Below are 20,035 nucleotides of genomic sequence, written 5' to 3'. Positions count from 1 at the left end.
CGGCGGCTCCGACCGTGACTCGGGTCGTGACTCCGGTCGTGACTCCGGCCGGGGCCGCGCGGGCGACGCCGCGCGCCGGCGGCCTCGGGACGAGAGCGACCAGCCGAGGAGCCGCGCGTCACGCGACGGCGACGGCTCGAGGGGCAGCGTGGCCCGCGACCGCGGTCAACGCGGCGGCGACGCTCCGCGAGGGCGGGCGCCTCAGGGGCGTGAGGAGCACGATCGGCTCCGCGGCCGGGCCGCGCAGAGCCGCGACGAAGGGCCCAGGCGGCGTCCCCTCCCAGGCCGGGACGAGGGGGAACGTCCCCGCGGCCGGGCCACGCCGGGCCGTGACGAGGAGCGGTCCCGAGGACGTCCCACGCCGGGCCGCGACGAGGGAGAGCGTTCCCGAGGGCGTCCCGCGCAGGGCCGCGACGCCGCCGACCGGCTCAGAGGGCGCGACGAGCGCTCGCGCGGCCGGGGCAGCCGGCAGGAGGCGCCCGGCGCGGCGCAGCGCCCGCGCCGTGACGGCGCCCGGCCGGACGCCGGCGATCCCCGGCGCGCCAGCCGGCAGGAGGACGGGCCGCTGCGCCGTACCCAGGCGGGAGGAGCCAGGCCGCAGGCCGGCGGCGCCGGGCCGGAGCAGGCGCGAGGCGGCCGCGAGCGGGTGGCGGCGCGCCGCGGCGGAGACGTGCCGCCACCCAGAGGGCCGCGCCGTCCCCCCACGCCGCCGCGCCCGCCCAGGCCGCCGCTGATGCTGCGGCTGGGCAGCCCGCGCAGGCGCATCAACATAGGCCTGATCGGCATGACGTTCGTATTGTCGATCTTCGCCGGGCGGCTGATCCAGATGCAGGGGCTCGACACCAAGGTGTACGCGGCCGCGGCGGCCGACCAGCGCCAGCACACCGAGGACATCCCCGCCAAGCGGGGCTCGATCACTGACGTCAACGGTCACGAGCTGGCCGTGACCGTCGAAGCGCGCGACGTGTCGATCGACCCGACCAAGGTGCCGACCGCCGCGCGCGCCAACGTGGCCGCCGTCCTGGCCAAGCATCTGGGCAAGGACCAGCAGGAGATCGCCGCCAAGCTGGCCAGGACCGACACCCGTTACCAGCTCCTGGCCAGGGGCGTCGACCCCGTCGTGGCCAGCCGCCTGCTGCAGGCGCGCGTGCCGGCGCTGTCGGCGAAGAACACCTACCGCCGGCTCTACCCGGCAGGCGATCTGGCGGGCAGCCTCATCGGGTTCGTGGGCGACGAGGGCGACGGCCTGGGCGGCATGGAGCAGGCGAGAAACTCGCTGCTGGCCGGCCGCGACGGCGAGATGCGCGTCGAGACCGGCCGTGACGGCCTGCGCATCCCCATGACCAGCAGCCAGCGCACCGCCCCCGTGAACGGCCGTGACGTGCGGCTCACCATCGACCGCGACATCCAGTGGGCCGCCCAGAAGTCGATCGGCGAGCAGGTCCGCGAGTCGGGTGCCGACAGCGGCACCGTGATCGTGATGGACGTGCGGACGGCCCAGATCATCGCCATGGCCAACTCTCCCGAGCTCGACCTGAACAACTGGCGCAAAGAACCGGCGAGCAGCTACGTCAACAAGGCCGCCGCCGACGTCTTCGAACCGGGCAGCACCAACAAGGTGATCACAGCCGCCGCGGCGCTGGAGGCGGGGGTGGTGGGGCCCGACACGGTGTTCGAGGTGCCCGACCGGATCCGGTGCGCCGACCAGGTCCTGCGCGACGCCCACGCGCACAAGACGGAGTCGATGACGTTCCGCCAGGCCATGGCGCAGTCCAGCAACGTGGCCACGATCATGGCCGCGCGCAAGGTCGGCAGCGAGGGCCTGCACGAGATGCTCAAGGCGTTCGGGTTCGGCACGCGGCCGGGTGGCGGCGTGCCCGGCGCTGAGGCCGGCCTGCTGCCCGACTACAAGAAGTGGTCCGGCAGCCAGAGCTGCACGGTCGCCTACGGGCAGGGCGTGTCGGTGACCGCGCTGCAGACGGCCAGCGTCTACCAGACCATCGCCAACGGCGGCGTCAAGATCGACCCGCAGATCGTCGCGGGCACGACGGACCCGTCGGGCAGGTTCGTCCCCGCTCCTCCCGGTAAGCGGACCAGGGTGGTGAGCCAGACGACGGCGAAGGAGATCACGGCCATGCTGGAGGGCGCGGTGGGCGAGGAGGGCACCGGGCAGCTCGCGGCCATCCCCGGCTATCGGGTGGCGGGCAAAACGGGCACGGCGAACCGCTATGATGCCGAGCTCGGCCGTTATGACGGTTATACGGCCTCGTTCGTGGGATTCAGCCCCGCTGACAACCCCCGGCTCGTGGTGCTTTCCGTCCTGCAGAACCCGAAGAACGGCCATTTCGGCGGGCAGCTGGCGGCCCCCGTGTTCAAGGATGTGATGACGTTCGCCATCAAGAGCAGGAAGATTCCTCCCACAGGCTCCGCCGCGCCGCCGGTGCGGACGCGCGCGGGACAGTGACCAGGGAAGGTACGCTCTCGCCGTGCGTCCCCCGTCGTCTATGCGTCCCACGACCAGCCCGCCTCGCCCGCTGACCGGGCTCGCGACCATGATCGACGCCGATTCCGGCACGTCACGGTCGCCCCATGCGGCTCTGACCGGCGTCACCAACGACTCCCGAGCCGTCCGGCGGGGAGATCTCTACGTCGCGCTGTCCGGCAGCCGCGTGCACGGCGCCGACTTCGCCGCCCAGGCGATGGCGGGCGGCGCCGTCGCGGTGCTCACCGACCGGGCCGGCCGCGACGCGGCCGTCGCGACGGGGCTGCCCGTGTTGATCGTGCCCGACCCGCGCGCCCTGCTGGGGCAGATCTCCTCCTGGGTGTACGGCCAGCCGGCCCACGACGTCCAGATCCTCGGCGTCACCGGCACCAGCGGCAAGTCCACCACCACGTTCATGCTGGAGGCCGGCCTGCGGGCGGCCGGGCACAAGGCCGGCCTGGTGGGCGGCGTCGAGATCCACGTGGGGGACGAGCGCTTCGCGCCCACCCTCACCACGCCGGAGGCCTGCGATCTGCACGGCCTGTTCGCCCTGATGCGCGAGGAGGGTGTCGGCGCGGCCGTGATGGAGGTCTCCAGCCACGCGCTCGCGCTCGGCCGGGTCGACGGCATCTTCTACGACGTGGCCCTGTTCACCAACCTCTCGCAGGACCACCTCGACTTCCACAAGGACTTCGACGACTACTTCGCCACCAAGGCGCGGCTGTTCCAGCCCGAGCTGAGCCGTGCCGGGGTGACCAACATCGACGACCGCTACGGGCGTGAGCTGATCGGTCTGGCGAAGGTGCCGATGACCACGTTCTCCGCGGAGGGCGATCCGGAGGCCGAGTGGCGGGTGCTGGACGCCAGGCTCGGCGCCGACGGCAGCGCGTTCCGGGTGGTGGGTCCGGGCGGGGTCGAGGCCGACGCGCAGATCGCGCTCCCCGGTCCGTTCAACGTGGCCAACGCGCTCGGCGCCATCGTGACCCTGGTCGAGGCCGGGGTGCCGCTGCAGACGGCCGTGCACGGCGTCGGATCCCTGACCGGAGTCCCCGGTCGCATGCAGCGCATCACGGGCGCTGACGATACGTTCCAGGCGCTCGTGGACTATTCCCACAAGCCGGGCGCCGTGGAGTCGGTGCTGCGCTCGCTGCGGTCGGTCACGGCGGGTGCCCTGACGATCGTGCTCGGCTGCGGTGGCGACCGCGACAAGGGCAAACGAGCCATCATGGGGGAAATCTCCGCCCAGCTGGCAGATATCGCTATTTTTACGAACGACAATCCTCGCTCGGAGGATCCGCTCACCATCCTCGCGACGATGATGGAGGGAGCGCTCCGCGTGCCGCAGCACGACCGCGCTCATGTGATCATTGAGCCCGACCGCGCGGCCGCCATCGGCCTGGCGATCGCCCGGGCCGGGCGCGGCGACGTGATCGTCGTGGCCGGCAAGGGCCACGAGCAGGGCCAGTACGTTTCAGGCGAGGTGATCCCCTTCGACGACCGCGAAGTGGTCGCCGAAGCGATCGACGCACGCAAGGAAAGCAGGAAGCACTAATGATCCCGTTGCCTCTGGCCAGGATCGCCGAGATAACCTCGGGCGCCCTGTCGGGCATGGCCGATCCCCGCGCCGTGGTGCGCGGGCCCGTCGTGATCGACTCGCGGGCCGTAGAACCGGGATCCCTGTTCGTCGCCTTCAAGGGCGCGCGGGTCGACGGTCACGACTACGCCGCGCAGGCGATCAGGGCTGGAGCGGTCGCCGTCCTGGCCACCAGGCCCGTCGAGGCGCCCGCGGTGATCGTCCCGGACGCCGCCGCCGCGCTGGCCGCGCTGGCCGCCGAGCAGGTCCGCGCGCTGCCCCAGGTCACCGTCATCGGCGTGACCGGCTCGGCGGGCAAGACCGGCACCAAAGACCTGCTGGCCAGGCTCACCGGCCGCATCGGGCCCGCCATCGCCCCCGTCGGCAGCTTCAACAACGAGCTCGGCCACCCGCTCACCGTGCTTCGGGCCGACGCCGACACCCGGTTCATGGTCCTCGAACTGGCCGCCAGGAACATCGGCCACATCAAAGACCTGACCCGCATCGCGCCGCCGCAGATCGGCGTGGTGCTCAATGTCGGCACGGCGCACCTGGGCGTGTTCGGCGGCAAGGAGGCCATCGCCAAGGCCAAGGGCGAACTCGTCGAGGCGCTGCCGCGCACCGGAGTGGCCGTGCTCAACGCCGACGACCCGCTGGTCCGAGCGATGGCCACGCGCACCGACGCCCGGGTCACGTACTTCGGGCGGGGCGAGTCCGCGGCCATCAGGGCGGAGGGCGTCGTGCTCGACGCCCGCGGGCGCGCGTCCTTCACGCTGCGCACTCCGTCAGGAAGCGCGCACGTGTCGCTCAAGCTGTACGGCGAGCACGCGGTCGAGAACGCCCTCGCCGCGGCCGCGGCCGGATACGAGCTCGGGCTGCCCGTCGCCACCATCGCCGCCGAGCTGTCCGAGGCGACGCCGCGCAGCCGGTGGCGGATGGAGGTCAACGACAGGCCCGACGGGGTGACGGTCGTCAACGACGCGTACAACGCCAATCCCGACTCGATGCGGGCGGCGTTCGAGGCGTTCGAGGTGCTGGGGCGCGGGCGGCGGCGGTTCGCCGTCATCGCGGCGCTGCGGGAACTCGGCGACGACGGGCCGGCGCTCAACGCCGAGCTCGGCCGGCTGGCCGGCGGCGCCGGGCTGGCCGGGCTGATCGTGGCGGGCCCTGACGCGGAGCCGGTGCTCCAGGGCGCCCACACGGCCGCCCAGGCCACCACGACAGCCCGCGCCCTGCCCCCGCCCCCCGGCCCGCGGACTCCTGGCCCGCAGGGCGCCGGAGGTCCCGGTGCAGGTCCAGGTCCAGGTCCGCAGGGGGTGGCCCCCCAGGCCGCCGGTCCGCAGGGAGCCGGTGGGCCGGTCACATGCCCGCGGCCCGTGAGGCCTCAGAGTGTCGGTCCCATCACGTTCCCGCAGATGGCCGCCGGTCCGGTCACCGGTCCCCAGGCGGCCGGACCTGCCGGGCCGCAGTCCGCCGGCCCGCAAGTCCCGGGGCCTCACCCGCCCGCCGGGCCCTCACGGGGCCGGCAGTCTCCGGCACAAGGTGAGCCCGCACCAGGCCGGCAGGCTCCCGGACAGGGTGAGGCCACGCAGGAGTGGCAGGGCGGTGGCGCGGCCCGGCCCGCACGGCAGGGGCCCGCGCACGGCGTCCCGGCACACGGATGGCACGGGTCCGGAGCGGGGCAGGCGCCTGTCCCGCCGTCGGGCGGGCACTCCGCCGAGGGTGTCCCGGCGGCCGGTCCCCCCTCAGGCGGTCCACAGGTGGCCCCCCTGGCCGGCGCCCCCGCCGGCGCTCCTCCGGCCGGGGTCCCGGGCGCACCCGCCGGGGTTCCGGGCGCACCGGCCGGGAGCACGGGCGGTGACGCGGCGTGCCCGCAGCACGTGACGCGGATCGTGCACGTGCCCGACGCCGAGGCGGCCGCCGCCGAGCTGGCGGGGTGGCTGCGGCAGGGTGACGCGGTGCTGATCAAGGGGCCCAGGGCGATGGGTCTGGAGCGGACGGCCGAGCTCGTGCTCGGAGGTGCCCCCCAGTGACCAACATCATCGTCGCCGGTGCGGTGGGCCTGATCCTCTCGATGCTGGGCACCCCGCTGGCGATCCGGCTGTTCTCGCGGCGCGGCTACGGCCAGGAGGTCCGCGAGGAAGGCCCGTCCGGCCACCACAGCAAGCGGGGCACCCCCACCATGGGCGGCACCGTGATCGTGCTGGCCGCCCTGCTCGCGTACGGCGCGTCGCACCTGGCCATGCTCTCGACGCCCACCGTGTCGGGCATGCTGGTGCTGTTCCTGATGACGGGGCTCGGCGCGGTCGGGTTCCTCGACGACTTCATCAAGATCTACAAGCAGCGCAGCCTGGGCCTGCGCAGCGGCGCGAAGGCCCTCGGCCAGCTCGTCGTCGGCGCCGTCTTCGCGTTCCTGGTCGTCCGCCACCCGAACGTCTACGGCATCACCCCCGCCGAGACCAGGGTGTCGTTCCTGCGGGACATCGGCCCGTCGATCGGCATCGTCGGCTTCACCATCTGGGTGCTCATCATGATCGTCGGGTTCTCCAACGCGGTGAACCTCACCGACGGTCTCGACGGCCTGGCCAGCGGCGCGACCGGGGTGGTCCTCGGCGCGTACGTGCTGATCGGCAACTGGCAGCTGCGCAACAACTGCATCGACCAGCTCGGCCCCAACTGCTACTGGGTACGAGATCCGCTCGACCTGGCCGTGGTGGCCGCCGCCGTGCTCGGGGCGCTCATCGGCTTCCTGTGGTGGAACGCGCCCCCCGCGCGGATCTTCATGGGCGACACCGGCTCCCTGGCCCTGGGCGGCGTGCTGGCCGGGCTGGCCATCGCCACCCGTACCCAGCTGCTGCTGATCATCCTCGCCGGCCTGTGCGTGATCATCACGCTGTCCGTGATCATCCAGGTCGGTTCCTTCAAGATGACCGGCAAACGGGTGTTCAGGATGGCGCCGCTGCAGCACCACTTCGAGCTGAAAGGCTGGGCGGAGACCACGATCGTGGTCCGGTTCTGGCTGATCGCGATGCTCTGCGCGGCGCTCGGTCTCGGGCTCTTCTACGTCGAATGGATGCCCAGGTGATGAGTCTCACCTGTGTCGCCGGGCTCGGCGTCTCCGGCACGGCCGTGGCCAGGGTGCTGGCCGGTCGCGGCGAGCGGGTCGTGGTCGTGGAGGCGGCCGAGGGGGAGCGGCAGCTCGCCGCGGCGGCCGAGCTGGCCCGGCTCGGCGTCGAGACCCGGTTCGGGGAGATGGTGTTGCCCGAGGGGGTCACCCGGCTCGTCACCACGGGCTGGGCGCCACACCATCCGCTGATCGCCGCCGCGCTCGCCGCCGGGGTCGAGGTCGTGGGGGAGGTGGAGCTGGCCTGGCGGCTGCGCCCGGCGCAGCCGGCCCCGTGGCTGGCGCTGACCGGCACCAACGGCAAGACCACGGCGGTGCGCATGCTCACCTCGATCCTGCTCGCGGCCGGGCAGAAGGCCGTGGCGGTCGGCAACGTGGGCGTCCCCGTCGTGCGCGCGGTCGCCGAGCCGTACGACGTGCTGGCCGTCGAGCTGTCCAGCTTCCAGCTTCACTGGTCGGGCACGCTGGCCCCGCACGCCGCCGCCGTGCTCAACGTGGCCCCCGACCACATCGACTGGCACGGCTCCATGGAGGAGTACACCGCGGCCAAGGGCCGTGTCTACGAACGTGCCGGCACCGTGATCTTCAACGCCGACGATCCCGAGGCGACCAGGCTGGCCGCGCCCTACCCCGGGGCGGTGGGGTTCACCCTGCGGGTGCCCAAGCGGGGCGAGATCGGCGTGGTCGAGGATCTGCTGGTGGACCGGGCGTTCGTCGCCGACCCGGTGGAGGGCGCGGAAGAGCTGGCCACGCTGGACGACGTACGGCCCTTCGCGCCGCACAACGTCGCCAACGCGCTGGCCGCCGCCGCGCTGGCGCGTTCCCTCGGCGTGCCGTCCGAGGCCGTGGCCCGGGGTCTGCGCGACTTCGTGCCCGATCCGCACCGGCTGTCGCACGTGGACAGGATCGGCGAGGTCGACTACATCGACGACTCCAAGGCGACCAACCCGCACGCGGCCGCGGCGGCGCTGGCGTCGTACTCGTCGATCGTGTGGGTGGCCGGCGGGCAGCTCAAGGGCGCCGACGTCGACGACCTGGTGCGTCAGGCGGCTCCACGGCTGCGCGGCGCGGTGCTGCTGGGCGCCGACCGGGTCACGATCGCCGAAGCCATCGCGCGACACGCCCCGGATGTCCCTGTAGTGGACATCGCCGATCGCGACACTGGGGTGATGGAAAGAGTCGTCACCGAAGCCGCGCGGCTGGCCTCGCCAGGGGACACCGTGCTGCTCTCCCCGGCGGGGGCCTCCCTTGACATGTTCGCCGGGTATCCAGCGCGGGGGGAGGCCTTCGCGCGCGCCGTGCGCGAGCTGAGGCTGCGACGTGAGCGCGACCGCTGAGGAGGGGCCCGGCAACTGGGCCCGTGAGCAGCTCGGCTCCCTGAAGGAGCTGCTCGACAAGCCGCTCACCACCTACTACCTGATCATCATGTGCAGCGCGCTGCTGCTGGCGCTCGGGTTGATGATGGTGTTGTCAGCGTCCAGCATCGAGGCGCTGCAGAAGACCGGCAGCCCGTTCTCGTGGTTCATCAAGCAGTCGTTGTCGGCCGCGGTGGGCGTACCGGTGATGTGGGCCTGCTCGCGGCTGCCGACGAAGTTCTTCCGCTGGGCGGGCTACCCCCTGATGGCGCTGTCCATCCTGGCGCTGGTCATGGTGCTGTTCATCGGCTCGTCGGAGCTGGGAGCGCAGCGGTGGATCTACATCGGCCCGTTCACCCTCCAGCCGTCCGAGCCCGCCAAGCTCGGGCTCGCGTTGTGGGGGGCCGACCTGCTGGCCCGGCGGGCGCGGCAGGGCAAGATCGAGTGGCGGCAGATGCTGATCCCGCTCATGCCCGGCACCGCGATCCTGGCCGTCATGGTCATGCTGGGCAGCGACCTGGGCACCACGCTCGTGCTGTTCATGATCTTCCTGGCGTTGTTGTGGGTGGTGGGGGCGCCGGTCAAGTTGTTCGGGGGCATCCTGTCGCTGGCGGTGCTGGCCGCCCTCATCATGATCAAGGTGGAACCCTACCGGATGGCGCGCATCAGCTCCTTCCTCGACCCGTGGGCCGACGCGCAGGGCGCGGGATACCAGGCCGTCCAGGGGCAGATCGCGATGGGCTCCGGCGGCTGGTTCGGGCTCGGCCTGGGCAGCAGCCGGCAGAAGTGGAGCTGGCTGCCGCACGGCGAGAGCGACTTCATCTTCGCCATCCTGGGCGAGGAGCTGGGGCTGATGGGCACGCTCATGGTGGTGGCGCTGTTCGGGCTGCTCGGCTACGCCGGGCTGCGGGTGGCCGTGCGGGTCAACGACTCCTTCATCAGGCTGGCCGCCGCCGCCATGGTGGCCTGGATCGTCGGCCAGGCCACCGTCAACATGGGTGCCGTGCTCGGCGTGCTGCCGATCACCGGCATCCCCCTGCCCCTGGTCTCGTACGGCGGATCGTCGCTGCTGCCCACGCTCGCCGCGCTCGGCATGCTGCTGTCGTTCGCCAAGCGCGAGCCCGGCGCGCGTGAGGCCCTGGCGGCTCGTGGCCCCGGACCCGCCGCCCGGGCCCTAAGCTGGCTGGGCCTGGGGGCTACGACCAAAGGCCGAGTGACACGTTAGGGAGTGACCGAGATGAGGGTGGTCCTCGCCGGAGGGGGGACAGCCGGGCACATCGAGCCCGCGCTAGCCCTTGCGGACGCGCTGCGCCATCTTGACCGCAGCGCCGGCATCACCTGCGTGGGCACGGATCGCGGTTTGGAGACGCGGCTCGTGCCCGCCAGGGGCTACGATCTTGAGCTGGTGCCGGCCGTGCCCCTGCCCAGGTCGATCACTCCGAGCCTGCTGACGGTTCCTGGCAGGCTGGCCGGAGCGATCAACGCCACGGCCGCCATACTCGACCGGGTCGAGGCCGACATCCTGGTCGGTTTCGGCGGCTACGTGGCGACCCCCGCCTATCTGGCGGCCAAGCGACGCGGCCTGCCGATCGTCGTGCACGAGGCCAATCCGCGCCCCGGCCTGGCCAACCGGCTGGGCGCCCGGCTGACCGACCACGTGTTCACCGGCTTTCCCGAAGCCCAGCTGCTGCCCAAGGCCGAATACATCGGCACGCCGCTGCGGCGCGACATCGCCAACCTCGACCGGCTGTCCATGGGCGACAAGGCGCGCTCCTGGTTCGGGCTGGAGAACGACCGGCCGACGCTGCTGGTGTTCGGCGGATCGCAGGGGGCGAGGTCGGTCAACGACGCGGCGCTCGCCGCGGCGCCGGCCCTGCGCAGGGCCGGCGTGCAGGTGCTCCACGTGCTCGGCCCGACGAACACCGTCGAGCACGAGCCGCCGCCCGGCGATCCGCAGTACGTCCTGCTGCCCTACCTCGACCGCATGGACCTGGCCTACGCCGCCGCCGACGTGGCGCTGTGCCGCAGCGGCGCGCTGACGTGCGCGGAGCTGACCGCGGTCGGGCTGCCCGCCGCCTACGTGCCGCTGCCGTACGGCAACGGCGAGCAGCGCATGAACGCCGAGCGCATCGCCCGGGGCGGCGGCGGCATCCTGGTCGACGACGTGGGCCTGACCCCTGATTGGATCATCCAGAACGTGCTGCCGATGCTCCACGACCCCGAGCGGGTCGCCGGCATGTCGGAGGCCGCCTCCCGGCTGGGGCGCAAGGACGCCGATATCATGCTTGCCAGGAAAGTGTTGGAGATAGCCCGATGAGTCTCGTGAAGCTGGTCGATCCCGTCGCCGTCGACGATCTGGGGCGGGTGCACTTCATCGGCATCGGCGGCGCGGGCATGTCGGGCATCGCCCGCATCCTGCTCAAGCGGGGCGTCCCCGTGTCGGGCAGCGACGCGCGCAGCTCCGAGCTGATCACCGAGCTGCGCGAGCTGGGCGCGACGGTGCACATCGGGCACGCCGCCTCCCACATCAGAGACGTCGGCACCGTGGTCGTCTCGACCGCCATCCGCGACTCCAACCCCGAGCTCGGTGAGGCGCTCAAGCAGGGGCTGCGGATCATCCCGCGGGCCGCCGCGCTGGCCAGCGTCATGGCCGGGCGCACCGGCGTGGCCATCGCGGGCACCCACGGCAAGACCACCACCACCTCGATGCTGACCGTGGCGCTGCAGAAGTGCGGGGCCGACCCGTCCTACTGCGTGGGCGGCCAGCTCGTCACCACCGGGCTCGGCGCCGACGACGGCCAGGGCACGGTGTTCGTGGCGGAGGCGGACGAGAGCGACGGCTCGTTTCTCATGCTCGCGCCCGACATCGCGGTGGTCACCAATGTCGAGGCCGACCACCTCGACAACTACGGCGACCCGCGGGCGGTGCACGACGGCTTCGCCAGGTTCGCCGACCGGGTCGGCTCGCTGCTCATCGTGTGCGCGGACGACCCGGGAGCGGCCGAGCTGGCCGGCCGGGCGCGCGAGCGTGGGTTGCGGGTCAAGACGTACGGCCTGCGGGGCGAGGACTACCGCGTCACCGGGGTCGCGCCCGACGGGTTCGGCACCGTGTTCGCCATCGAGGGCAAGGGCGACGTGCGGCTGGCCGTCCCCGGGGCGCACAACGCGCTCAACGCCGCCGCGGCGATCGCGGTGGCCGATGAGCTGGGGCTGCCGTTCGAGGAGATCAGGCAGGGCCTGGGGGCCTTCACCGGGGCCAAGCGGCGTTTCGAGGCCAAGGGCGAGGCCGGCGGCATCGCCGTGTTCGACAGCTACGCGCACCATCCGACCGAGCTGACCGCCGACCTGCGCGCGGCGCGCGACGTGGTCGCCTCCTACTCCGGCACCGGCCGGGTCATCGCGGTCTTCCAGCCGCACCTCTACTCGCGCACCCGCTTCTTCGCCGACGAGTTCGGCGCCGCGCTCGGGCTGGCCGACGAGGCCATCGTGCTCGACGTCTACGGCGCCCGCGAGGATCCCGAGCCCGGCGTGTCCGGGGCGATGGTGGCGGGCCGGGTGCCGCTGCCGGCCGAGCGGGTGGCGTACGCGCCCGACCGGGCGGCGGTGCCCGGGATGATCGCCGAGCGGGCCAGGCCCGGCGACATCGTGCTCACCATGGGCGCGGGCGACATCACCGAGCTCGGCCCGCAGATCGTCGCCCGCCTGTCTTGAGCCGCCGCCGTTGGGCGTGGCGCGCGGTGTTCACCCACCCGGCGGCGTAGGTTGTGCCGACATGCAGGGGAGGGCGATGAAGGCGCGGACGGCGTTCCTGGTGCTGCTGACGGCGGGAGTGGTGGGCACGGCGGCGTGGCTGGTGTTCTTCTCTCCCGTGCTGGGCGTGCGGTCGATCGAGATCGTGGGAAATGTCACAGTGCACGGCGACGAGATCAAGCAGCGCGCCGGGGTGGCCGACCTCCATCCTCTCGCCACCGTCGACCTGGCGGGCGTCGAGAGCCGTGTCAAGGGCATCAGGCGGCTCGCCGGGGCGAAGGCCGAACGCGTCTGGCCGGGCACGCTCAAGATCGAGGTCGTCGAGCGCAGGCCCGTGGCGGCCGTCCCCGTGGGCGACCAGGTGGCCATCGTCGACAAACAGGGCGTGGTGATCGAGGTCACGACGACGGCGCCGACCCTGCTGCCGCTCATCAAGGTGGACCGCCCCGCCGAGGGCGATCCGGCGCTGATGGCGGCGCTCCAGGTCATCCAGGTGGTGCCGGGGTCGGTGGCGGTCAGGGTCAAGGAGGTGCGCGCGGGCACGGCCGAGGGAGTCACCCTCGAACTGTCCGACGGGCGCACCGTCGTCTGGGGTGGCGCCGACAGGCCCAAGGAGAAGGGGCGCATCCTCACCTCGCTGCTCCGGCGCGAGCGCGATGCCACCCGCTACGACGTGAGCTCCCCGGACGTGGTGACGCTGAAGTGACGGTGATCGTCAGGGTCTGGCAACCGTGCGGCAAGAGCATCGCCGAGCCTGTGCGGGGTGGGGGGTACGACGTGAGAGCCTGTAGAGCGGACGTTCGGCAGAGGAGGGTCCCGACCAGGCGCGACTTCGGAGCGAAACGGACAGCCCGCGACACGCCGGACGTGCTTGCGGCGCGGTTAGTTGACCCGCCTGGAGCGTAACTCCTACTGTCCGTATCAATCCTCAGGTTGACATAAATCTAAATCTCAACTTGAGGTTGAGAGTTACCCGAACTGACTGAAAGCGGAGACGATCCGCACCGAAATGGCAAGTCAACGAGCGGAAAGGCCCCTCGTCGTGGCAGCACCGCAGAACTACCTCGCGGTCATCAAGGTCGTCGGCATCGGCGGCGGCGGAGTGAACGCCGTCAACCGGATGATCGAAGAGGGACTCAAGGGCGTCGAGTTCATCGCGATAAACACCGACGCCCAGGCGCTGCTGATGAGTGACGCCGATGTGAAACTCGACGTGGGCCGCGAGCTCACGCGCGGACTGGGCGCGGGCGCCAACCCCGACGTGGGGCGCAAGGCGGCCGAGGACCACCGTGAGGAGATCGAGGAGGTCCTCAAGGGGGCCGACATGGTCTTCGTCACGGCAGGTGAGGGCGGTGGCACGGGCACCGGCGGCGCGCCCGTCGTGGCCAACATCGCCAGGTCGCTCGGCGCGCTGACGATCGGCGTCGTGACCCGGCCCTTCAGCTTCGAGGGGCGGCGCAGGGCCTCGCAGGCCGAGGCCGGCATCGAGACGCTGCGCGACGAGGTCGACACCCTCATCGTGATCCCCAACGACCGGCTGCTGTCCATCTCGGACCGCCAGGTGAGCGTGCTCGACGCGTTCAAGGCGGCCGACCAGGTGCTGCTCTCCGGTGTGCAGGGCATCACCGATCTGATCACCACTCCCGGTCTGATCAACCTCGACTTCGCCGACGTCAAGTCGGTCATGTCGGGCGCCGGTTCGGCGCTCATGGGCATCGGCCACGCCCGCGGCGACGACCGTTCGGTGGCGGCGGCCGAGATGGCGGTCTCCAGCCCGCTGCTGGAGGCCAGCATCGACGGCGCCCACGGCGTGCTGCTGTCCATCGCGGGCGGCTCCGACCTGGGCCTGTTCGAGATCAACGAGGCCGCCCAGCTCGTGTCCATGGCGGCCGCGCCCGACGCCAACATCATCTTCGGCACGGTCATCGACGACGCCCTCGGCGACGAGGTGCGCGTGACGGTGATCGCGGCGGGGTTCGACGACGTGCCGACCGCGGCCGACAAGCCCGCCGCCCGTCCGATGGGACGTCCCGCCGCGCCGTCGGTGTCGTCTCCCGCCCGGCCGAGCGTCTCGGCGCCCAGCGTGAAGTCCGAGTCACCTCCGGCGCGCCCTGAGCCGCGCGCTGAGCAGCGTCCGGAGCCGCGCGGGGACTTCAGGGCCGACCCGCGCGCCGATGTCCGTCCTGAGGCCCGTCCTGAGCCGCGTGCCGACTTCCGCCCTGAGCCGCGCGCGGAGTTCAGGCCCGAGCCGCGTACGGAGTTCAGGCCCGAGCCGCGCTCCGACTTCAGGGCCGAGCCGGCCCCCGAGTCCCGTCCGGAGCCGCGCCCCGAGCCGGTGCGGCCCGTCGAGCCCGCGCAGGCCTCCGAGCAGGACGCCGGGGAGGCCGTCGCCGACGAACCGTCCGGCCCCGTCTCCATCCCCCGGCCGACGCCGGAGCCCGCCAACCCGCCCACGCCCATCACCTCCCGCATGTCGGAGCCCGCCAAACGTCCGCGCGTGGTCTTCGAGGAGCAGGAGGAGGAGCTCGACGTCCCCGACTTCCTCAAATAGCCGGTCGCCTGACGCCGCTCCCCGAGAGGAAACGGGAGCGGCGCCGTCGTGTTCACGGCGGACGTGCCACAGGATCGGAATCGAGAGGAAGAGGCAGTGAGAAGGGACGAGATCGCGGCCGGGCTCGCCGAGGTCGAGGCGCGCATCGGGGCGGCCTGCCAGGCCGTCGGGCGCGACCGTGGCGAGGTCGCGCTGATCGCCGTCACCAAGACCAGACCCGCCGGTGACGTACGCATCCTGTGCGAGCTGGGCGTACGCGACGTCGGGGAGAACCGTGACCAGGAGGCCGCCCCCAAGGCGCGCGAGCTCGCCGATCTGCCGCTGACGTGGCACTTCGTGGGCCAGCTCCAGACCAACAAGGTCCGCTCCGTCGTCGGGTACGCCGACGTGATCCACTCCGTCGACCGCCTCAGGCTGGTGGAGGCGATCAGCAAGGAGGCGGTGCGCCAGGGCCGCACCATCGGCTGCCTGCTCCAGGTCGCGCTCGACGACGACCCGGCCAGAGGCGGCGCGCGCCCCGGCGACGTGCTCGCGCTCGCCGACGAGGTGGCGCTCGCCGAGGGCGTGTGGCTGGGCGGCGTCATGGCGGTGGCTCCGCTGGGGGAGGAGCCGGCCAAGGCGTTCGCCCGGTTGCGGGAGGTGGCGACCCGCGTACAGGAGCAGCATCCGCGGGCGACGATGGTTTCGGCCGGTATGAGCGAAGATCTCACCGAGGCCGTCGCCTACGGCGCGACACACCTGCGGATCGGTACGGCGTTGCTCGGCCGTCGCAAGCCCTTCGTCAGGTAATGTCCCCTCAAGTGGGTCTTCAGGTCCATGACCGAGTAGAGGTCGATCAGCGGTGAGCTCCAGGGGGGTACGCCTACCGCCTCGGCGCCCGGAGACGGGCCCGAGCGAGTGCGACCATGAGCAGGAGGACGACGTAGCGATGGCCGGCGCGATGCGCAAGATGGCGGTCTACCTCGGTCTCGTGGAGGACGACCGCTACGAGAGGTATGAGACCTACCCGGACGAGTACGCCTACGAGGACGACGTGCAGCGAACCGGCGAAGAGCGGCCCGTCGCGGTCCAGGACCGCGACGAGGAAGCGGAGGCCGGGGTGCCCGCGCCGCGGCCCGCGACGGCGGTCGTGGAGCGCCGCACGACCGATCTCGCCCGCATCACGACCCTTCACCCCCGCACGTACAACGAAGCGCGTACCATAGGGGAGCACTTCCGGGACGGCACCCCGGTCATCATGAACCTGACCGAGATGGTCGACAGCGACGCAAAGCGCCTTGTGGATTTCGCGGCAGGTCTCGTCTTTGGCCTACATGGCAGCATTGAACGTGTTACGAACAAGGTGTTCCTGTTGTCCCCTGCCAATGTCGAGGTGACCGCCGAGGACAAGGCTCGAATCGCGGAGCGCGGGTTCTTCAACCAGAGTTAGAGTCTCTGTATGTCTATCGCACCCAACCAGGTCTCGCCGAGACCGGGAGGGCACATCAGAAGTGGAGGCGCGGCCGGGCCGTGGGGATCGTCAGTCAGATCTTGGTCGTTGTCCTGTCTCTCTATCTGGTGCTGCTCATCGGCAGGATGATCTTCGAGACGGTGCAGGCTTTCGCTCGCCAGTGGCGTCCTACGGGCGTCGTCCTGGTGCTGGCGGAGGCCACATACACCGCAACAGACCCACCACTCAAGTTCCTCCGCCGTTTCATTCCCCCGCTCCGGTTGGGTACGGTGGCCTTTGACCTAAGCTTCACTGTCCTGTTCATCGTCGTGCTGATCCTGATCCAGATCGCGGGAGCGCTTCGCTGAACGGGCCGATGTCGTGCCGGTCTTGATCCAACTCGTGTCCGCGCTGAAGTGATTCGGGTTACCGTCCTCAGGACAGACTCCAAAGCGCGCCAAGGAGACCAAAAATGCCGCTGACGCCCGCTGATGTGCGGAACAAGCAGTTCAGTACCACCCGGTTGCGGCCGGGCTACGACGAGGAAGAGGTCGACGCCTTCCTCGACGAGGTGGAGGCTGAGCTCGACCGCCTGATCCAAGAGAACGAGGAGCTCCGCGCCAAGCTGGCCGAGTGCCTGCGGGGGAAGGTGCCGGGCGGCATGAACATGCCCATGGCCTCCGCCCCGGTCCAGGAGCAACAGCCCAAGCCCGAGATGATGGCGCCGCCGCAGCCGGAGCCCATGCGGGCCCCCGAGCCGCCGCCGGTGCAGCAGCCGGTCCCCGTGGCCATGAACATGCCTCCGGCGGAGGACAACATGGACACCGCGGCCCGCGTGCTCGCGCTCGCCCAGCAGACCGCCGACCAGGCGATCTCCGACGCCCGCCGGGAGGCGGACGAGACGGTGACCCGCGCCCGGCGCGAGGCCGACGAGATCCTCACCAAGGCTCGCCGCCAGGCCGAGCAGGTCATCGGCGACGCCAGGGCCCGCGCGGAGACGCTCGAGCGCGACGCCCAGGAGCGCCACCGCCAGGCGATGGGCTCGCTGGTGCAGACCCGCGACGAGCTCGAGCGCAAGGTCGAGGAGCTGCGCAGCTTCGAGCGCGAATATCGCAGCAGGCTCAAGCTCTACCTGGAGAACCAGCTCGCCGAGCTCAACGTCGCGGCCGAGGGCAGCGGCGGGTTCCCGGTGATGTCCGGCGGTCCGCAGGGTCAGGCGGCGGCGCCTGCCATGTCGCACGCCGTGTCTCAGGGAAGTGGCCAGCAGCCCCTGCCCGGTGGCCCCAACCCGTTCGGCGGCGAGGCGGCTCCGCAGGGCGCCTTCCCCGGCGGTGACGGTCCCCACAACGACCGCCGGTAAAGTACAGGGTCACTAGGACCTGTCACTCGAAAGAGCCCTCTGTGATCCTCATCAGTGCTGGTTTGGTGCTCGCGGCAGTGGTCTTGCTGATCGCGGGCTTCGTACTGGCGAAGCCGTTCCTGATCATGTGGTCCATCGTGGTCAGCGTGCTGTCCGCGCTGTTCCTGGTGATCGGGGCCTTCCTGCGGCGAAACGAGCTTTTTCCCGGTGGTGGGCAGGCCGCTGCGCCGGCCACCCCCCCGAAGGGGCTCACCCCGCCCAGCATGCCGTACACCCAGACCGGTGCCATGGCTCACCAGCCACCCCCGCACACCCAACCGCATCCGCGTCCGCATCTGCGGGCACCCCAGCGCGCGGCGACCGTTCCCGCCGCCACCGCCCCGCGCCGCCCGGCGGCCGCGGGCATCTCACCGGATGCGATCGTGCTGGTGATCCCGGGACGCAAGAGATATCACGTGCCCGGTTGCCGGCAGCTCAGCGGCCGGACCAACGAGGAGCTCACCTACGAGGAGGCCCGCGAGGAGGGCTTCACGCCCTGCACAACGTGCCTGCCTGACGCAGCGCTCGGCGGACGGCAACTGCCGCCTGCCGCCGACCCCGAGCCCGCCGTCGCACCCGGCTCCGCCAGTAGCGCGGAGAGCCGGGCGGAAAACTCCGCGGAGACCCGCGACCTACGTTCGCCGGTCGCACCGCCGAAGCCCGACACGAAGGCTTCCACCCCCAGCCCGGAGCCCGCCGCCGCCCACGAGGAAGGCGCCGGGTGGTTCGGCAACTCCACCTCCGCCGCCCCCGACTCGGATGATGAGCAGGCGGAGACCCAGACTTCTGTTTTCCGGCCGCACACGCTCAGGGCCGAGACGCCGCCTTCCAGCGCGCCGCCCAAGCCGTCGACCGGCAAGCCTTCCCCTGGCAAGGCCTCTCCCGGCAAGCCCGGGACCCCGCCAGGCACCCCCGCGAAGACGTCCGGCCCGTCCGGCCAGTCCGCGCCCGCGAAGACGCCCGGTCCTTCCGGCCGGCCCACGTCCGCGCAGACCGGCCCGTCCGGCCGGCCCGCACCCGGCAAGTCGCCCGCCCAGTCGGCCCGCACACCCGAGCAGCCCGGCGGCGGGTCCGGGCAGCCGAGCGGCGCGTCCGAGCGCCCCGCGGGCAAGCCCGAGCAGGCCGCGGGAAAGCCGGCACAGGCCCCGGGCAGGCCGGGGAGACCCGCCGAAGATCAAGAGTCGCCCGCTGGGTCGCCCGCGCGGACCCCGGCCAAGCCGGGGCGGCCCGCGGCGGGTCCGCAGCGGTCCGGAGGTGAGCCGGGGCAGTCCGCGGCGGGTTCGCAGCAGTCCGGTGGTAAGCCCGGGCAGCCCGGGAGCGGTGGCAAGCGTCCGCAGGGCGCCACGGGCGGGGTGGCGGACGACGACTCCGCGGGTCCCGCGACCGCGCCCCAGCCCAGGGTGCCTTCCTCCGCCACGCCAGGCCGTCCGGGAGCGTCCGGACCGTCGAAGACCCCCTCCGGGGACGCCGACACCTCCGCAGCGGTGGGGCAGACCCTCATCCTTCCTGAACGGCCCGCGTCTTCGGCCGAATCGGAGGCCAAGCCCAGGGGGCCGCTGCCCACGGGCACGACGGCCAGGTCCGCGGCGGAGAGCCGTCCCACGGGCACGACGGCCAAGCCCGGCACGGCCCCGAAGACCGGAACGCCCGCGGCAGCGCAAGGCCCCTCCGGCGCCGGCCCGAAGAACGCGACACCCGGCACCGGCTCCCGGCCTGGCACGCGGGAGGCGGCCGCGGCACCAGAGCCCTCCGACGATGACACCGGCACGCCCAGGGGCGGCTCGCCGGCTGCTCGCCCGCAACCGTCCGGCACGGGCGCCCAGCCTGCCGGCAAGCCTCAGCAACGGCAGGGCGACCAGGAGCCGGGCAAGCCTCGCCAAGGGCAGGGCGCCCAAGGGCCGGGCAAGCCTCGCCCAGGGCAGGGCGCGCAGGATTCCGGTAAGCCCCAGCAAGGGCAGGGCGACCAGGAGCAGGGCAGGCCACGGCAGGGTTCTGAGCCTTCCGGCGGCACACCCGCGAAGACTCAGGCTGCCGGCTCCAAGACTCCGGCCCCCGATCCCGCGGTTGTAGGCGCCGAGAAGAAGACGGGCGACGAACCCAAGGACGGCGACAGCCGCACGGTGAAGGTTATCGTCGGCACCCGCCGCTACCACAGCACCAACTGCCCGCTGATCAGAGGTGCGGGCGAGTCCGGGGTGGAGACCATGGCCGCCGCCGCGGCCGAGGCGGCCGGGCTGACGAGCTGCTCGGTCTGCCAGCACGACCGCGAATCGGTCAGCTGACCGGCACTTCCACGGTCCTCGAGCGCGGTCCTCGAGCGCAGCGGGCTCTGGAAGGGGCGGGGACGTACGCGCCCACCTGCCGTTGAGCGG

At 72.1% G+C, this 20,035-nt stretch carries 15 protein-coding genes; all 15 read left to right on the top strand.

The genetic code is table 11. The annotated features are described in order from the left end of the window. Nucleotides 1–148: 148 nt before the first annotated feature. The 15 genes from ACTWPV_RS11670 to ACTWPV_RS11600 all read left to right on the top strand — a co-directional run bounded on the left by ACTWPV_RS11670 (nucleotide 149) and on the right by ACTWPV_RS11600 (nucleotide 19,945). Complete coding sequence (locus ACTWPV_RS11670; RefSeq protein WP_443151754.1) at nucleotides 149–2,464, top strand: penicillin-binding transpeptidase domain-containing protein; 2,316 nt, start codon at nucleotides 149–151, stop codon at nucleotides 2,462–2,464. A 40-nt stretch (nucleotides 2,465–2,504) separates the two neighbouring features. After that, nucleotides 2,505–4,034 (top strand): UDP-N-acetylmuramoyl-L-alanyl-D-glutamate--2,6-diaminopimelate ligase, encoded by a 1,530-nt coding sequence (locus ACTWPV_RS11665; RefSeq protein ID WP_443151753.1) that lies wholly within the window; start codon nucleotides 2,505–2,507, stop codon nucleotides 4,032–4,034. Then, nucleotides 4,034–6,088, top strand: coding sequence for a UDP-N-acetylmuramoyl-tripeptide--D-alanyl-D-alanine ligase (gene murF / locus ACTWPV_RS11660; RefSeq protein ID WP_443151752.1), 2,055 nt, complete (start codon nucleotides 4,034–4,036; stop codon nucleotides 6,086–6,088). Before ACTWPV_RS11665 ends, murF begins: the two co-directional genes overlap by 1 nt. Further along, the gene (gene mraY, locus ACTWPV_RS11655) at nucleotides 6,085–7,140 is read left to right on the top strand and encodes a phospho-N-acetylmuramoyl-pentapeptide-transferase (protein WP_347642748.1); all 1,056 of its coding nucleotides are present in this window, start codon (nucleotides 6,085–6,087) and stop codon (nucleotides 7,138–7,140) included. The genes murF and mraY overlap by 4 nt, the downstream gene beginning before the upstream one ends. Then, nucleotides 7,140–8,516 (top strand): UDP-N-acetylmuramoyl-L-alanine--D-glutamate ligase, encoded by a 1,377-nt coding sequence (gene murD, locus ACTWPV_RS11650; RefSeq protein WP_443151751.1) that lies wholly within the window; start codon nucleotides 7,140–7,142, stop codon nucleotides 8,514–8,516. Before mraY ends, murD begins: the two co-directional genes overlap by 1 nt. Further along, a complete protein-coding gene (ftsW, locus tag ACTWPV_RS11645; protein ID WP_347642750.1) occupies nucleotides 8,500–9,759 on the top strand; it encodes a putative lipid II flippase FtsW in 1,260 nt (419 codons plus the stop codon). Before murD ends, ftsW begins: the two co-directional genes overlap by 17 nt. Before the next feature lie 12 nt (nucleotides 9,760–9,771). After that, nucleotides 9,772–10,851: an undecaprenyldiphospho-muramoylpentapeptide beta-N-acetylglucosaminyltransferase gene (murG, locus tag ACTWPV_RS11640; protein ID WP_443151750.1), complete on the top strand. Its 1,080-nt coding sequence runs from the start codon at nucleotides 9,772–9,774 to the stop codon at nucleotides 10,849–10,851. Then, nucleotides 10,848–12,245: a UDP-N-acetylmuramate--L-alanine ligase gene (murC, locus tag ACTWPV_RS11635; protein ID WP_443151749.1), complete on the top strand. Its 1,398-nt coding sequence runs from the start codon at nucleotides 10,848–10,850 to the stop codon at nucleotides 12,243–12,245. The genes murG and murC overlap by 4 nt, the downstream gene beginning before the upstream one ends. Before the next feature lie 76 nt (nucleotides 12,246–12,321). Continuing rightward, entirely contained in the window at nucleotides 12,322–12,990 is a 669-nt protein-coding gene (locus tag ACTWPV_RS11630; protein ID WP_347642753.1) for a cell division protein FtsQ/DivIB, read from the top strand. A gap of 336 nt (nucleotides 12,991–13,326) precedes the next feature. Then, nucleotides 13,327–14,835 carry a cell division protein FtsZ gene (gene ftsZ / locus ACTWPV_RS11625; protein WP_443151748.1) on the top strand — a complete coding sequence of 503 codons (1,509 nt, stop codon included), beginning with the start codon at nucleotides 13,327–13,329 and terminating at the stop codon, nucleotides 14,833–14,835. Between the two features lie 96 nt (nucleotides 14,836–14,931). Next, nucleotides 14,932–15,624, top strand: coding sequence for a YggS family pyridoxal phosphate-dependent enzyme (locus ACTWPV_RS11620; protein WP_443151747.1), 693 nt, complete (start codon nucleotides 14,932–14,934; stop codon nucleotides 15,622–15,624). Between the two features lie 139 nt (nucleotides 15,625–15,763). Next, complete coding sequence (locus tag ACTWPV_RS11615; protein ID WP_347642756.1) at nucleotides 15,764–16,264, top strand: cell division protein SepF; 501 nt, start codon at nucleotides 15,764–15,766, stop codon at nucleotides 16,262–16,264. Between the two features lie 80 nt (nucleotides 16,265–16,344). Further along, nucleotides 16,345–16,632, top strand: coding sequence for a YggT family protein (locus ACTWPV_RS11610; protein ID WP_132331012.1), 288 nt, complete (start codon nucleotides 16,345–16,347; stop codon nucleotides 16,630–16,632). A 104-nt stretch (nucleotides 16,633–16,736) separates the two neighbouring features. Next, nucleotides 16,737–17,624 carry a DivIVA domain-containing protein gene (locus ACTWPV_RS11605; protein WP_347642757.1) on the top strand — a complete coding sequence of 296 codons (888 nt, stop codon included), beginning with the start codon at nucleotides 16,737–16,739 and terminating at the stop codon, nucleotides 17,622–17,624. Between the two features lie 41 nt (nucleotides 17,625–17,665). Beyond that, nucleotides 17,666–19,945 (top strand): hypothetical protein, encoded by a 2,280-nt coding sequence (locus tag ACTWPV_RS11600; protein ID WP_443151746.1) that lies wholly within the window; start codon nucleotides 17,666–17,668, stop codon nucleotides 19,943–19,945. The last annotated feature ends 90 nt before the right edge of the window (nucleotides 19,946–20,035 follow it).

Source organism: Nonomuraea sp. KM88 (assembly GCF_052245635.1).
Lineage (GTDB): Bacteria > Actinomycetota > Actinomycetes > Streptosporangiales > Streptosporangiaceae > Nonomuraea.
This window is presented reverse-complemented; position numbering and strand designations above follow the sequence as displayed.